We start from the raw sequence: 13,105 nt of genomic DNA, 5'->3' as shown, positions 1-13,105 counted from the left end.
TTAGCGTTTAAATAAGTTTTTTAACTTATCAGCAAAACTTGTTTTTTCATCATCAAAAGAAATTTCTAAATCCACCGACCAAACAATAAAATAACCATATTGACCTTTTTTAACTTCGCCACCCACTTCACGACCTTTATCGGTTAAAAAGGTATTTTTACCTTTTAATTCAATATAGCCATTTTCAGCAAGTAGTTTGGTAAATTCATTGCTATCAATACCAAATTTCTCTGCAAGTTTGGCGGTGGTGATTTTATCATAATTTTTTGGTTTGGTATTGCTTTCGGTTTTTGGTTTTTCTTGATAAGTGGTAGATTTTTCAGTATCTGCTGATAATCTGACTTCTTCGCTAATTCTAATGATACGCTGTACTTCGTCATAAGTATCAGCATATAATTGAGCGTCATCATTTTTATTGATAAGCACGCCCATTTCATTATTATTGACTTGGCTAAATTCATATAAATTTAGACTGGTAATAATACACTCGTGTTCATTTAAATAGCATTTGGCGTGCAAATTTTTGCAAAAGCTGGTACGCACAAAATTTAAATCTTTTAACCAATTAATTTCTTGTGGCGATAATTCACTTTTGCCATACACAATGCGAATGTCAATTTTTAGGCGGTTTTTATCTTCCAATAATTCTTTAATGCGTTCATTAAATTGCAAATAAGGACTGATTAAAACAAGTCTGTCGGTTGCCTTTTTAATCAATTCTTCCAAATGGTAAGTTGTACCACTGGTATTTAAAAATTTTGCCATAAATTATTCCTTTTTTTCTATAACGGTGCGTAATACACACCTTACGAGCTTGATTGATTTTTTGCTAATTCTGCCCATATTTTATTGAGCGTTTCAATATCTTCATCATAAAACATTTCGGCAATTTCATCTTCAAACATTCTATCAAAATCATCGGGAGCGGAAGTATTATCTATGCCAACTAAAAATCCGCCATTGCGTTTGTTCGGCTCATTTTTTAATCCACACACAAAAACCCACCAAATTGACCTTTATTAACCGTACCATAACAACCAAATGGCACATTATTACTTGGACATACGCCTTTTGCTTGACTGCTATTTTCAATAGAGCTATTTACCTTAGCAATACACCGCCCTGCTTGACAGTCGCCACCGTCCGTACACACTTTGCCTTTATCAGCAAATTCCACCACACAAAAATCGTGTGCCAACAAGCCTTGCGGACTGATTGTTCCACCTTGTTTTTGGCATTCGGCAATCTCGCTAGGGGTTGCGGTTTTACCTTGTGGGTGTTTGATGTCTTTGGCAGTTAAAGTTTGGTTTGGTTTATTTATTTCTTGGGGTTTTTGAATGCTTGGCGTATTATCCACCTTTTGCTCATTGATGGCATTAGGCGTACAAGCAGTTAATGCCAAAATACTTGTGATTGTGATTAAAAATTTATTCATTTTTTATTACCAACATTGTCTTAATTTAACAAAAATTTTCAATTAAAAATTACTCTTTTTTAATGGTCAAGTCCACAAGTTTCATTACCAATGGACGCACCGCCGTAACACAACAAAAGGCAATGGGAAAAGAAATTACATACGCCCTAAACACTCGCACCATATAATTACCGCCAAAGCCTGTATTAACCGCCACAAGCACAAGCGACATTAAAAACGCCATAATGCCCGACATATAAAAAGCAAAGATAAAAGGAGTAAATTTAGCAGAAATAAAGCCCTTTATATTCATTAACTTTCTTTGCTTTTCCAAATAGTTTTTGGTAAAAAATAGAATGCAGACAATATTGTACCAACAGGAAACCCCAATAACATAATTGCAAAAACAATTTCAGAGATTTTGCGAGACATCTCTGACTTCCTTTTTGCACCGATTGCAAGTAATAAATGGAAAGCAAAAAATGGAATATATAAAAGCATGACCGATGTAAAAACTCGCAAAAAACTAATTTCGATCACTCTATCCATTCTAAGATTATATAAAAAATAAGAACAAAATAAGAAAAACACAGCATAAAAAATCATCAAACCAATATGCACCCGCATTAGTCTTAAATGATTATTATTAAAAGTACTTTCCCATTGTTTCATTATTCCCCACCCACACTTGCCATTAAATCCGCCTGATGTTCTCTTAATAAGCTATCAAGCAATTCGCCCAAATCCCCTTCCATAATTGCGTCCAATTTATACAGCGTTAAATTGATACGGTGGTCGGTCATTCGCCCTTGTGGAAAATTATAAGTGCGAATGCGCTCACTGCGGTCGCCAGAACCCACCAAATTTCGTCTCATATCGCTGGTGGCATCTACTTGGGCTTGGACTTTGGCTTGTTGGATTTTGGCGACAAGCATTTTCATCGCCTTGTCCTTGTTGGCGTGCTGTGAGCGTTCTTGTTGGCACTCGGCAACCACGCCTGTGGGGATGTGCGTGATTCGCACGGCAGAATCGGTGGTATTGACGTGCTGACCGCCCGCCCCGCTTGAGCGATAAGTATCAATCCGCAGGTCGGCAGGGTTAATCTCAACCGTGTCATCAAGTTCAATCTCAGGCATAATCGCAACCGTGCAAGCGGACGTATGTACACGCCCTTGGCTTTCGGTGGCTGGCACACGCTGAACCCGATGAGCCCCACTTTCAAATTTGAGTCGCCCATACACGCCCACGCCCGACACACGGCTGATGATTTCTTTATAACCACCGTGTTCGCCTTCATTGGCGGATAGGACTTCCACCTGCCAGCCCTGCGATTGGGCGTATTTTTGGTACATACGGAACAAATCGCCACTAAAAATCGCCGCTTCGTCTCCGCCTGTGCCTGCTCGGATTTCCAAAAAGGCGGTCGCCTTGTCGTTGGGGTCTTTGGGGAGCATCATAACATTGAGAATTTCGGTTAATTCGTCAATTTTGGATTTTGCGGTATCTATCTCGTCTTGTGCCAGCTCTTTCATATCAGGGTCGGCAAGCATTTCGCTTGCGGTCGCCAAATCTTCTTCGGCTTGACAAAACTTCCCCCAAGCATCCACAAGCTCGGACAAATCGCTATGCTCAACCGACAGGGCACGGAATTTTTTGCTGTCAGCAATGGTCTCAGGGTCGGACAACAAAGCGGTAACTTCTTCAAATCTGTCCGCCATTTGGTCTAGGCGGTGGCGTAGGGATTCTTTCATGGTTATTATCTAATAATATCAAAACGTGTTATTTTGCCATAAATTGTCAAATTTTGCCAATGTTTTTAGCGTTTAATAAAAGTTATCAATGGTGGGTACGCCCTAGCCACACCCCACTTTCTATATGGTGTGTATAGGGGAATTGGTCAAATAAGGCAAAGCGTTTTATTTCGTGGGTATGATTTAAAAATTTCAAGTTTTCAAATAAAGTATCAGGGTTGCATGAAATATAAATGATATTGTCAAAATTCGCCAAAATCTTTAAGGTTTCATCATCAATCCCTGCTCGTGGCGGGTCGACAAAGACGGTATTAAAGTCATAAGATTTAATATCAATATCACTCTCGGCAAGCCTTCTAAATTCACGCTCGCCATTATGAGCTTGGCTAAATTCTTGGGCGGATAAGCGAGCTATGGCGATATTGGAGATATTATTATAATCAATCGCCCATTTGGCAGAATTGACCGATGATTTTGCCATTTCGGTTGCCAGAACTTGATTAAAATACCTAGATAACGGCAAGGTAAAATTGCCATTACCACAATATAATTCTAACAAATCTTTTTTATCATGCTGGCTAATATTATCCGCCACATCACAGGCAAAGTTTAGCATATGACGGCATACATGGGCATTGGGCTGACTAAATCCACCTTCTATTTGCTGATAATAAAAATCTTGGGATTGCCCTTTAATAGCCACGCTCATTTTTTCAATGACAAAATCATCATCTAATACCAATTTTTGTCCACGACTTCGCCCGATGAGTTTAATTTTTAATTTATCCGCCAATGAATTTGCCAATGCTTGCCAGTTTTCATCTAATTTTTTATGATAAATGAGCGTAACGAGCATTTGCCCGTGTAAGGTATTTAAAAAATCAATTTGAAATAATTTATCTTTTAATAGGCTATGTTGTTTTAATTCATTTAATAAAACAGGCATCAGCTCGTTGATAGCACGACTGGCAATAGCAAAATCGGTAATTTCAATCACCTTTTTTGATTTACCGTCTCGCTCAAACATCGCATAAAACATATCGTCCACCCCGTCTCGCTCGGTATGCCAAATTCTAAATTCGGCACGTTGGCGAAAATGGCTTATCGGCGATTCATAGACTTCTAAGGCAGGCGGATTAAAAGGGGCGAATTGGGTGCTAATGCGGTCAATTTTGGCGGATAATTGAGCGTGGTAATCATCGTGCGTAAAGGCGGTGTGTGTCATAATATGGCTAATGTCAAATAAAACCGCCATTTTATAAAAATATTCGCCAAAAAGCAAATGGCACGCTATAATAGCCTATTTACCCATCAAATCATTCTGCCCAAAATGACCGTCAAGAAAATCCTGCTTATCGGTGCCGAATGCACTGGCAAATCCACGCTCGCCCACGCCCTAGCGGACAAATACAACACCACTTACACGCCCGAATACCTGCGTACCTACCTAGAACAAAAGCCAACAGGTCATGTCTGCACCTTTGATGATTTAACGCCCATCGCACAAGGACAAATGGACAGCGAGAAGCATGCGGTTGCTACTGCCCATCGTTATTGCTTTATAGATACGTCATTATTACTACTATATATTTATAGTCAGCATTATTTTAATAAAACGCCTAAGATTATTTTGGATAATTTAAATAACCAATATGATTTAATTTTAGTAACCGATGATATTGGCATTACATGGATAGATGATGGCATGAGAGATTTACCCAATGGGCGACAGCAAATGCGACAAACGATTATTAAAGAATTAGAAAACCGCCAATTAACTTATCACGCCATTTCGGGAAATTTGGAAAATAGAATAAAACAAGTTGGGGAATTATTAAAAAATCTTTAATTTTATAAATTTTAATAACAATAAAAAGAGCGAAAATCATCCGCTCTTTTTATTATGTCAATGGTCAATGATTTTTATCACACCTTTTTCACAATCACCGAACCAATAGAATATCCCGCCCCAAACGAGCAAATCACCGCCAAATCACCGCTGGCAATGCCGTCTTGGCAACGATGAAACGCAATCATCGGACTTGCCGAACTGGTATTACCAAATTCATCAATGACAATCGGAGCAATCGATTTGTCCGCATCTTTGCCCATGACGGTGCGTAAAATCAAATCAATCATGTTAATGTTGGCTTGGTGTAGCCACAGTTTTTTGACTTTATCGGTGCTGATGTTGTTTTCTGCCAAATGCGTGCTGATAATCTCGGACACTTTGGGGCAGACTTCACGGAATACTTTACGCCCTTCTTGTAAGAATAATTTATCGGTAACAGGCTCGTCTAGGTCAGGATACATGGATGTTTTGGCGTGCAAAAATTCACTTCTGTCCATAAAGCCAAATTCGTTTTTGATGTTGGTTGAAAACTCTGTCCACAGCTTGCTATCTAGCACTTCATAGCCTTTTGGTGTGTCGGTCTCTTCGATAATGGTCGCTGCCGCCACATCGCCAAAGATGAAATGACTATCACGGTTACGCCAGTTGAGATGAGCGGACGTAATCTCGACATTGACCACGGCAATGCGTTTGGCGACACCGCCTTTTATCATACCGACCGCTTGGGCGATACCAAAAGTCGCCGCACTACACGCCACGTTGGTATCAAAGGCAAAACCGCCCACCATACCCACGGCATGCTGAATCTCAATGGCAATGGCAGGATAGACACGCTGAAAGTTGGAGCAAGCACAGATAATCCCGTCCAAATCTTTGCCTTCTAAGCCAGCATTAGCTAAGGCTTGATTGAGTGCGTCCGTCCCCATCTCTGCCATGATAGACAGCTCCTCACCAAGTTTGCGAGCAGGGAAAATCGGTGCCATGATGTTCGGGTCTAAAATACCTTTTTTATCAATGACATAGCGAGATTTGATGCCTGATGCTTTTTCGATAAATTCTACGGTAGAATGCTGTAAAGCGACCTTTTCGCCAGATTCAATGGCTTGGGCGTGGGCTTCATTATAATTATCCACATAAGTGTTAAATGCCGTTACCAACTCTTCATTGGTGATTTTGTCTTTGGGAATGTGTAGCCCTGTGGCGGTGATGCAAATGGTCATAGATACTCCGCTTTTGCCTTATGTATTATGTTGTGTTTGAAAAATTTAGTTACAAATTTATTTGCCTAGTTTAACACATTTTTTCATAAAAAACAGCATACATTTGTAGTCTTTTATTAAAAGTAAATTATCATCAGCCATCATCTGACTATCATTCTTTTGCCATTTATTTTATAATAAAAGCCAATTTATCACGACCGTTCATTATGTCACACCAACCTGCCACGCCCATCAAACTCATCGTCATCGGACACACCAATGTCGGCAAAACATCACTCATGCGAACCTTGCTCCGAGATGGTGAATTTGGCGAAGTCAAAAATGCATCCGCCACCACCCGCCATGTCGAAGCCGTCACGCTCTATGCCAACGATGGCAAGCCCTTGGTTGCTCTGTATGACACCCCCGGCTTAGAAGATGGCTCGGGCGTGATGGATTTTTTGCATGAACACACCGACGGGCGAGCCGATGGCGTGGAGCGGTTGCAAGCCTTTCTAAGAGCGGTTGCAAGCAGTGACCCCAAACTGAGCGATGATTATAGTCAAGAAGCCAAAGTCATTAACGCCCTACTCTCTGCCGATGTCGCCATTTATGTCGTGGACGTGCGTGAGCCTGTGCTGTCCAAATACAAGGACGAGCTGGCGATTTTGGCAAGCTCGGGCGTGCCTGTATTGCCTGTATTTAACTTCATCAAAGATGAGCGGGCAAACTTCGATGACTGGCGTGAGACCCTAACACGGCGGGCGTTGCATGCTTATCAGCCCTTTGATACCATCGCTTTTGACTTTGCCAGCGAGATGGCGTTATGGGACAACCTAGGCACGCTCACTCATCATCCTGCCTTTGCCACCTTAAAGCACGAACGCACCGAACTATGGCAAGACATGGCGGAGATGGGCAGTTTGGTGATTGCTGATTTTCTCGTTAATGTGGCAAGTTTTCACAAAAAAATCGGGGAAGATGACGACCCCACGCCCACTCTCACTACCATGCAACACGCCACCCGTCAAGCCTTTGACATCATGCAACAAAAGCTGTTGGATTTGTATAAATTTTATCATGTACAGACCGAGCATGGCGAGTTTGCCGTCACAGGTGCCGAACAGGATATTTTTGACAGTGAACTGCTTGCCCGTTATGGCATTCGCACCGCCAGTGGTAGCATGGCAGGCATGATAGTTGGGGCAGGCATTGATGTGGCGACCCTTGGGGCAAGTCTGGGACTAGGCACCGCCATCGGGGGCGTGCTTGGCGGACTGCTACCTAACAGCGGTACCATTAAGGACAAAGCGATGGGCGTTAAGACCCTGACCATCAACAATGAGACGCTTGCCCTGCTCGCCATCCAAAGCCAAAACCTGCATTACACCTTACGCCACCTAGGGCATGCTAGCCTTGACATCATCAGCACTCATCATCATGACACGCTGGTGTGGCAAGCAGGCAAGCTCCCCACGCCGCTTAAAAAAGCTCGTGCCTATCCACATTATAGCAGTCTGGACGGGCGTTATGATGACAAAAAAGCCGTCCGCTCCGAGCTGTCGGACAAGCTCAGCGACATCCTGCTGACCCATCTGGGCGACATGGAAAAATCACGCTAACGCCACGCCTGCCCTATCGGCGACACTCATTGCCATAACACCAACACACCAAGGACATATCATGACCACATCTGCCCCAACCATCCGCACCGATGACATCCGCCTACGCCGAGCCGACATCAGCGACGTTCAGGCTTTAGTCACGCTCCTAAACCGCTGTTACCGCAACGATGAAGGCTGGACAAACGAAAGTCAACTCATCGATGGTATTCGCACCACCTTAGCCGAGATAGAAAAAATCATTACCGCCGATGGGTCGTATGTCTTCGTGTTTGAGCCAGAGCTTGACGGCAACAAGCAAATCTTAGCATGTATCGGAGTGCAGTTTACCACCATGCACGACAAAAATGTCGCCTACATCGGCACCTTTGCTGTCTCGCCCGAACTCCAAGGCAAAGGCGTGGGCAACACCCTACTGACAGCGGTCGAGACCTTTGCAGGGCGACACGCCACACGCCACGCCTTAGACGGCTGTGCCATGTCCATCCTATCGCACCGCCCCGAACTGCTCGCCTACTACGAACGACGTGGTTATCAGCTCACGGGCGAGAGCATGTCCTTTCCTGATGATGGCAATAATGGCAAACCCAAACGAGATGATTTGGCGTTACATTGGTTATTCAAACCCACACCCTAAAACCATAAGCAAATAAAAAAAGCCGTAAACCATCTGCCCAATACAACCACAAGATTTTTACCAAATGATTGATTTTAAAGATAATAAACGCATTAGCCTTGCCCCGATGATAGATTGGACGACAGCCGATTTTCGCTATTTTGCTCGTCTGTTTAACCAACATATACATCTGTATACCGAGATGATAAGCACGAGTGCCATTTTAAAGGGAGATACCGAGTATATTTTGCGATATGATGACAGCGAACACCCTGTGGTGTTACAGCTTGGTGGGTCAAATCCTAACGATATGGCACAATGCGTACAGATTGCCGATAAGATGGGTTATGATGAATTTAACATCAACGTGGGCTGTCCGTCCGACCGTGTTCAGCACAACAAAATCGGGGCGTGCCTTATGGCAGAGCCAAAACTGGTGGCGAACATGGTGCGTGCGATGAAAGACAGTACGGACAAGCCCGTTACCGTCAAGCACCGCATTGGCATTGATACGTTTGACAGTTATGAGTTTATGCGTGATTTTGTAGGGACAGTGTCGGACGCTGGCTGTACGCACTTTATCGCTCATGCTCGTATCGCATGGCTCAACGGCTTATCCCCCAAAGAAAACCGAGAAATCCCGCCCCTACGCTACGATGATATTTACCGCCTAAAAACAGAGTTTCCCCATCTGTTTATAGAAATCAATGGCGGTGTAGACAATCTTAATGACATCAAAATCCACCTAACCCATGTGGACGGCGTGATGGTAGGACGGGCGTTTTATCATAATCCCATGCTCATGGGGGCGTGCAATGAGCTGTGGGGCGAGCCTATCCCAACGCACCGTGAAATCCTAGAAAATCTCCACCCTTATCTTGAAAAACGAGCCGAGCAAGGGGCGAATTTGGCAACCTTGACACGGCATTATCTGGGGCTGTTTCAAGGCTTGACAGGAGCAAGAAAATGGCGACAAGATTTGAGCGGTAAACGAAATCTCACCGTGGACGACATCAAGCAAGCAGGCGAGAGCGTACTTAGCCAAAATGGGCTGTGATGATACACATCGCCCAGCTGTTACCTAGCCGTTACTTAGCCATTACCTATTTGTCAATATCTTGCCTGCCTTATTTATGGTAATGGTCTCATCATTAAGATACATCTCTTCGGCCGCCCCATTTGACTGTGTGATGAAGTCGTATTTGACAGGGAAAATCTCCTTACCCGTGGTATCAAGCAGTCCATAGTACTGCTTATCGCCGATTTGCTTTGCCACTCTTATTGTTGTCGCCCCAAAACTTGACAAGTCATCGAACTCAATCTGGGTCAATGGCATGCCCTTTTTATCCACCAAGCCATACTTATGATAACCATCGATTAATGTGCTCACGCCAATCGCCCCATTATCCAAAATCCATAAACCGTCATGCACAGGAGCAATGATTTCTTGGTAATGCTCATCAAGCACGCCCCATTTTCCTTGTCTTAAAACAGGTATCATGCCATATTTTAACTCATCCATATCATCATATATGAATTTGGTCAAAGGCTTATTTTGTTCATTGATTAACGCCCACTTATCATCTTTTTGAACCGCCCATAGCGTTGGCGTGATAAATTCAATCTTTTGATAATCAAAACCCGTCATGGCTTTGTCATATTGATACAATGCCACTTTATCATCCTTTTTGATAATAAAAAATGGCATGTCAGGCGAATAAATATCATCAAAATCAAAAGGTAATAGCACATTCATGTTTTTATCAATCACGCCTGCATGATGTTTATTTTTTAAAATATAATAATCAGCCATAACCTTACCATGATAGGTTTTATCAATTTGATAATCAGGCTCAAATATCAGCCTGCCTTGATTGTCAATGATACCATATCTCTCATCATCTATTAGCATGGCTTCATCTTGATTTAAACGCTTATTTTTTACTTCAAAATAATTAGCGTTTAATACAAATATGTCATCAAAGCGATGAAAAGGGACGATTTCTTTTAATTCGTGATTAAACAATGCCGTTGGATAGTCTTCTTCATTTGTCAAAGTTGCGATGTATATGGGGTGATTGTTATCATCATAAAGGTCAGATGAGCGGTATAGTCTCATGTCCTTTTTTAAAATATCGCCATTAAAATTTGCAATAAAAATATCATCACCCAAGGTTAATATCAAATAATGCTCATCCACATATTCGATATTATCGTATTTTATGGGAATGACAATATTACCCATGCGGCCAATCGCACCTTCTTTATCATTTTTAGTAACAACATTTAGCCCATGTTGAAAACCCTCAACATAATCATAATCCTGATAATCAATGGCAAACTCTCCTTTTTTATTGATGTAGCCAAACTTGCCATTCTTTTTAACCATAAAAAGCCCATCATTAAAACTCACCCCCATTGATGAGAGCTCTTTTGGCACATCAAATACCTTATTGCCTTTTTCATCAATAAAATAATAATCACGACCTTTACCATCCGCTCTTTTTTGTACAACCCAAGCCAAACCTTCTCTAAACCCCCAAGCATCATCATAGATAAAATCAATGACTGTTTCGCCTTGTTGATTGATATAGCCAAATTTACCATTTGATTTGACTAAGATAAGATTGTCATCTTTTTCAAAGATACCGATATGTTCATACTTAAAAGGCAGTTTTATGCGACCATCTTTATCAATCAATCCTGTTTTACCATTCATAACCATGTCAATCCCTCTATCATACTCATCATATAATAAATCCACCTTAGCAAATAAAACATTGCCCTGTTTATCTATGACACTATAATATTCATAATCGTGATTGCGTTCAATGAGATTGCCAACACAGCGAAAATCGGTTATGGGTTCATCCAAGGGCTTTTTATAAATACAGTGAGTATGGGCAGACATTGCCATACATAAACCAATAATGATACAGAGTGATTTTTTTATCATGATTCATCCTTTTTTGGTGTAATATTTATTTAAATGTTTGGCGTTGTTGATAAATTATGCCTTAGATAGGCTTGTAGGGACAAATTTTAAAATAGACTTCTTGCGATACTAGGTTTTCCGCTCACCCTAAGCCATGCCTGTGGGTGGTAGAAAACCGTTATGGACAGGCATAGCTCACCACGAACGGTTTTTTTGATTCAGGATTTCGCAAGAAGTCTAATGTATCTTTATTAAACAATACCAAAAATTTATACACAAGGGCGTTTACGACCACGAGAATCTTTGCAGGTGGGGTTGTTACTTTCTGTTCTTTTCCAGTATTCTAGTTGATGACTAAGTATTTTTGGAGTGCCAGTACTGCAATCATAAATAATCATACCTTGTGGAAGTTGGTATTTGGTGGTATAAGCATTTAATTCCGCCTCACTACGAATCTCCCGACCTTGACAGTCTTTGGGGAGTTTGGGGGTGTCGCCATCGCAGATAAAGTTACCGCCGATTTCTAGGGGGAGACCATATTTTTCTAAATAACTATTGCCTTCATGGGCATGTATAACATTATCTTTACAAGTCCAAACATCTCCCCCTCTAGCATTTTTAAATCCTTTAAATTTCCCATTTGCCCCCGCCTCTTGTCCATAATCTCTTAGACCTTTAAATGGGTCGCAGGCACTTAGAGTTAGAGATGATAAGCTTATCATAATGATAAGGCAGATGTTAAAAGCTTTCATGGCATTGCTCCTTGTGTGATTTAGCCTTGATAGACTGTTCTATAAAATTGATTGGTTTTTGGGTTGATGTGGGGAACGCTGACATAAGCCAGTAAGAGACTGGCTGGGTCTCTTTTCATGGTGCTACACCAGTGTAGGTAGTCGTGGAATAAGATTTTGTTTTTGTCTATGTCTTTAATACCAACATAGTAGTCTTTACCCTCTTGTGTGCCATTGATGATATTTTCATTAACAAAGTATTGGGTTTTGTTGGTTTTAAAGTCCTTATATCGTTTCATAGCCTCGCCAATCAACTCTTCGGAGAATGCTTGAAAATAAGGGTCTTTGACTTTATCGGCATGGTATTTGTCCAAATTATAATTACGATTGACACCAATATCAGTCATAATGTCAAACATCAGTTTGGTGGCGATTTTGGGGTAGTGTAAAAAGTATAAAAGTAGCGTGAATTTGGTTTGTTCACGCTACTTAATTATCTATCATTAGACACAAGGGCGTTTACGACCACGAGAATCTTTGCAGGTTGGCATAAGTTGTTCTTCTTCTTGCCAAAATTTCATACCCTGCGGTCTTACTTTTGGTGTACCGCTACTACAGTCAAAACGGATTAGCCCAACAGGCAATTGATGTTTTTCCCAATATACTCTAAGTTCTGCTTCACTTCTAAACTCCCGACCTTGACAGTCTTTGGGGAGTTTGGGCTTGCCATTTTCACAGATAAAGTTACCACCGATTTCTAGGGGGAGACCATATTTTTTCAAATAACTATTGCCTTCATTGGCTTTCATTATTTCACCATCGCAGTCTGGCATATTCCCCCCCTAGCATTTTTAAATCCTTTAAATTTCCCATTTGCCCCTGCCTCTTGTCCATAGTCTCTTAGACCTTTAAATGGGTCACAGGCGGTTAGGGTTAGGGAGGATGACAGGATGAGTGATAGGATGAATATGATTTTGGCTTTCAT

At 41.6% G+C, this 13,105-nt stretch carries 17 protein-coding genes; 4 read left to right on the top strand and 13 right to left on the bottom strand.

Annotation, left to right across the window (positions count from 1 at the left end):
• From DX073_RS12055 to trmA, 7 genes are all read right to left on the bottom strand, one after another.
• A complete protein-coding gene (locus DX073_RS12055) occupies positions 1 to 765 on the bottom strand; it encodes a phospholipase D family protein (protein ID WP_115008267.1) in 765 nt (254 codons plus the stop codon).
• Positions 766 to 806: 41 nt separating this feature from the next.
• Complete coding sequence (locus DX073_RS12050) at positions 807 to 995, bottom strand: hypothetical protein (RefSeq protein WP_115008266.1); 189 nt, start codon at positions 993 to 995, stop codon at positions 807 to 809.
• On the bottom strand, positions 983 to 1,435 hold the full coding sequence (locus DX073_RS12045; protein WP_115008265.1) for a hypothetical protein: 453 nt from the start codon (positions 1,433 to 1,435) through the stop codon (positions 983 to 985). The genes DX073_RS12050 and DX073_RS12045 overlap by 13 nt, the downstream gene beginning before the upstream one ends.
• Positions 1,436 to 1,484: 49 nt before the next feature.
• Positions 1,485 to 1,727, bottom strand: a complete 243-nt coding sequence (locus DX073_RS12040; RefSeq protein ID WP_115008264.1) for a DUF2798 domain-containing protein — start codon at positions 1,725 to 1,727, stop codon at positions 1,485 to 1,487.
• Positions 1,727 to 2,086, bottom strand: a complete 360-nt coding sequence (locus DX073_RS12035) for a hypothetical protein (protein ID WP_115008263.1) — start codon at positions 2,084 to 2,086, stop codon at positions 1,727 to 1,729. Before DX073_RS12035 ends, DX073_RS12040 begins: the two co-directional genes overlap by 1 nt.
• Positions 2,086 to 3,165 (bottom strand): peptide chain release factor 1, encoded by a 1,080-nt coding sequence (gene prfA, locus DX073_RS12030; protein WP_115008262.1) that lies wholly within the window; start codon positions 3,163 to 3,165, stop codon positions 2,086 to 2,088. Before prfA ends, DX073_RS12035 begins: the two co-directional genes overlap by 1 nt.
• Positions 3,166 to 3,250: 85 nt before the next feature.
• Positions 3,251 to 4,390: a tRNA (uridine(54)-C5)-methyltransferase TrmA gene (gene trmA / locus DX073_RS12025; protein ID WP_115008355.1), complete on the bottom strand. Its 1,140-nt coding sequence runs from the start codon at positions 4,388 to 4,390 to the stop codon at positions 3,251 to 3,253.
• 57 nt (positions 4,391 to 4,447) lie between these two features.
• Between trmA and DX073_RS12020 the strand changes: the two genes are divergently transcribed.
• Positions 4,448 to 5,014, top strand: coding sequence for an AAA family ATPase (locus tag DX073_RS12020; protein ID WP_115008261.1), 567 nt, complete (start codon positions 4,448 to 4,450; stop codon positions 5,012 to 5,014).
• A gap of 77 nt (positions 5,015 to 5,091) precedes the next feature.
• Here DX073_RS12020 and DX073_RS12015 read toward each other — a convergent pair whose 3' ends face one another.
• Positions 5,092 to 6,237, bottom strand: coding sequence for a beta-ketoacyl-ACP synthase III (locus tag DX073_RS12015; RefSeq protein WP_115008260.1), 1,146 nt, complete (start codon positions 6,235 to 6,237; stop codon positions 5,092 to 5,094).
• Positions 6,238 to 6,443: 206 nt separating this feature from the next.
• Here DX073_RS12015 and DX073_RS12010 point away from each other — a divergent pair, with 206 nt between their 5' ends.
• The 3 genes from DX073_RS12010 to dusA all read left to right on the top strand — a co-directional run bounded on the left by DX073_RS12010 (position 6,444) and on the right by dusA (position 9,511).
• Positions 6,444 to 7,838, top strand: a complete 1,395-nt coding sequence (locus DX073_RS12010) for a DUF3482 domain-containing protein (RefSeq protein WP_115008259.1) — start codon at positions 6,444 to 6,446, stop codon at positions 7,836 to 7,838.
• A 61-nt stretch (positions 7,839 to 7,899) separates the two neighbouring features.
• Positions 7,900 to 8,475, top strand: a complete 576-nt coding sequence (locus DX073_RS12005) for a GNAT family N-acetyltransferase (protein ID WP_115008258.1) — start codon at positions 7,900 to 7,902, stop codon at positions 8,473 to 8,475.
• A 64-nt stretch (positions 8,476 to 8,539) separates the two neighbouring features.
• On the top strand, positions 8,540 to 9,511 hold the full coding sequence (gene dusA, locus DX073_RS12000; protein WP_115008257.1) for a tRNA dihydrouridine(20/20a) synthase DusA: 972 nt from the start codon (positions 8,540 to 8,542) through the stop codon (positions 9,509 to 9,511).
• Between the two features lie 42 nt (positions 9,512 to 9,553).
• Here dusA and DX073_RS11995 read toward each other — a convergent pair whose 3' ends face one another.
• The 5 genes from DX073_RS11995 to DX073_RS14390 all read right to left on the bottom strand — a co-directional run bounded on the left by DX073_RS11995 (position 9,554) and on the right by DX073_RS14390 (position 13,105).
• Positions 9,554 to 11,410, bottom strand: coding sequence for a WG repeat-containing protein (locus DX073_RS11995; protein WP_115008256.1), 1,857 nt, complete (start codon positions 11,408 to 11,410; stop codon positions 9,554 to 9,556).
• Between the two features lie 248 nt (positions 11,411 to 11,658).
• Positions 11,659 to 12,141: a hypothetical protein gene (locus tag DX073_RS11990; RefSeq protein WP_115008255.1), complete on the bottom strand. Its 483-nt coding sequence runs from the start codon at positions 12,139 to 12,141 to the stop codon at positions 11,659 to 11,661.
• A 20-nt stretch (positions 12,142 to 12,161) separates the two neighbouring features.
• Positions 12,162 to 12,539 carry a hypothetical protein gene (locus tag DX073_RS11985; protein ID WP_115007480.1) on the bottom strand — a complete coding sequence of 126 codons (378 nt, stop codon included), beginning with the start codon at positions 12,537 to 12,539 and terminating at the stop codon, positions 12,162 to 12,164.
• A gap of 84 nt (positions 12,540 to 12,623) precedes the next feature.
• Complete coding sequence (locus DX073_RS11980) at positions 12,624 to 12,929, bottom strand: hypothetical protein (RefSeq protein WP_115008254.1); 306 nt, start codon at positions 12,927 to 12,929, stop codon at positions 12,624 to 12,626.
• Positions 12,929 to 13,105, bottom strand: coding sequence for a cupredoxin domain-containing protein (locus DX073_RS14390; protein ID WP_181814449.1), 177 nt, complete (start codon positions 13,103 to 13,105; stop codon positions 12,929 to 12,931). Before DX073_RS14390 ends, DX073_RS11980 begins: the two co-directional genes overlap by 1 nt.

This window comes from Moraxella lacunata, assembly GCF_900453205.1.
Taxonomy (GTDB): domain Bacteria; phylum Pseudomonadota; class Gammaproteobacteria; order Pseudomonadales; family Moraxellaceae; genus Moraxella; species Moraxella lacunata_B.
Note: the sequence above shows the minus strand (reverse complement) of the source record. Positions and strands in the feature narration are given on the sequence as shown.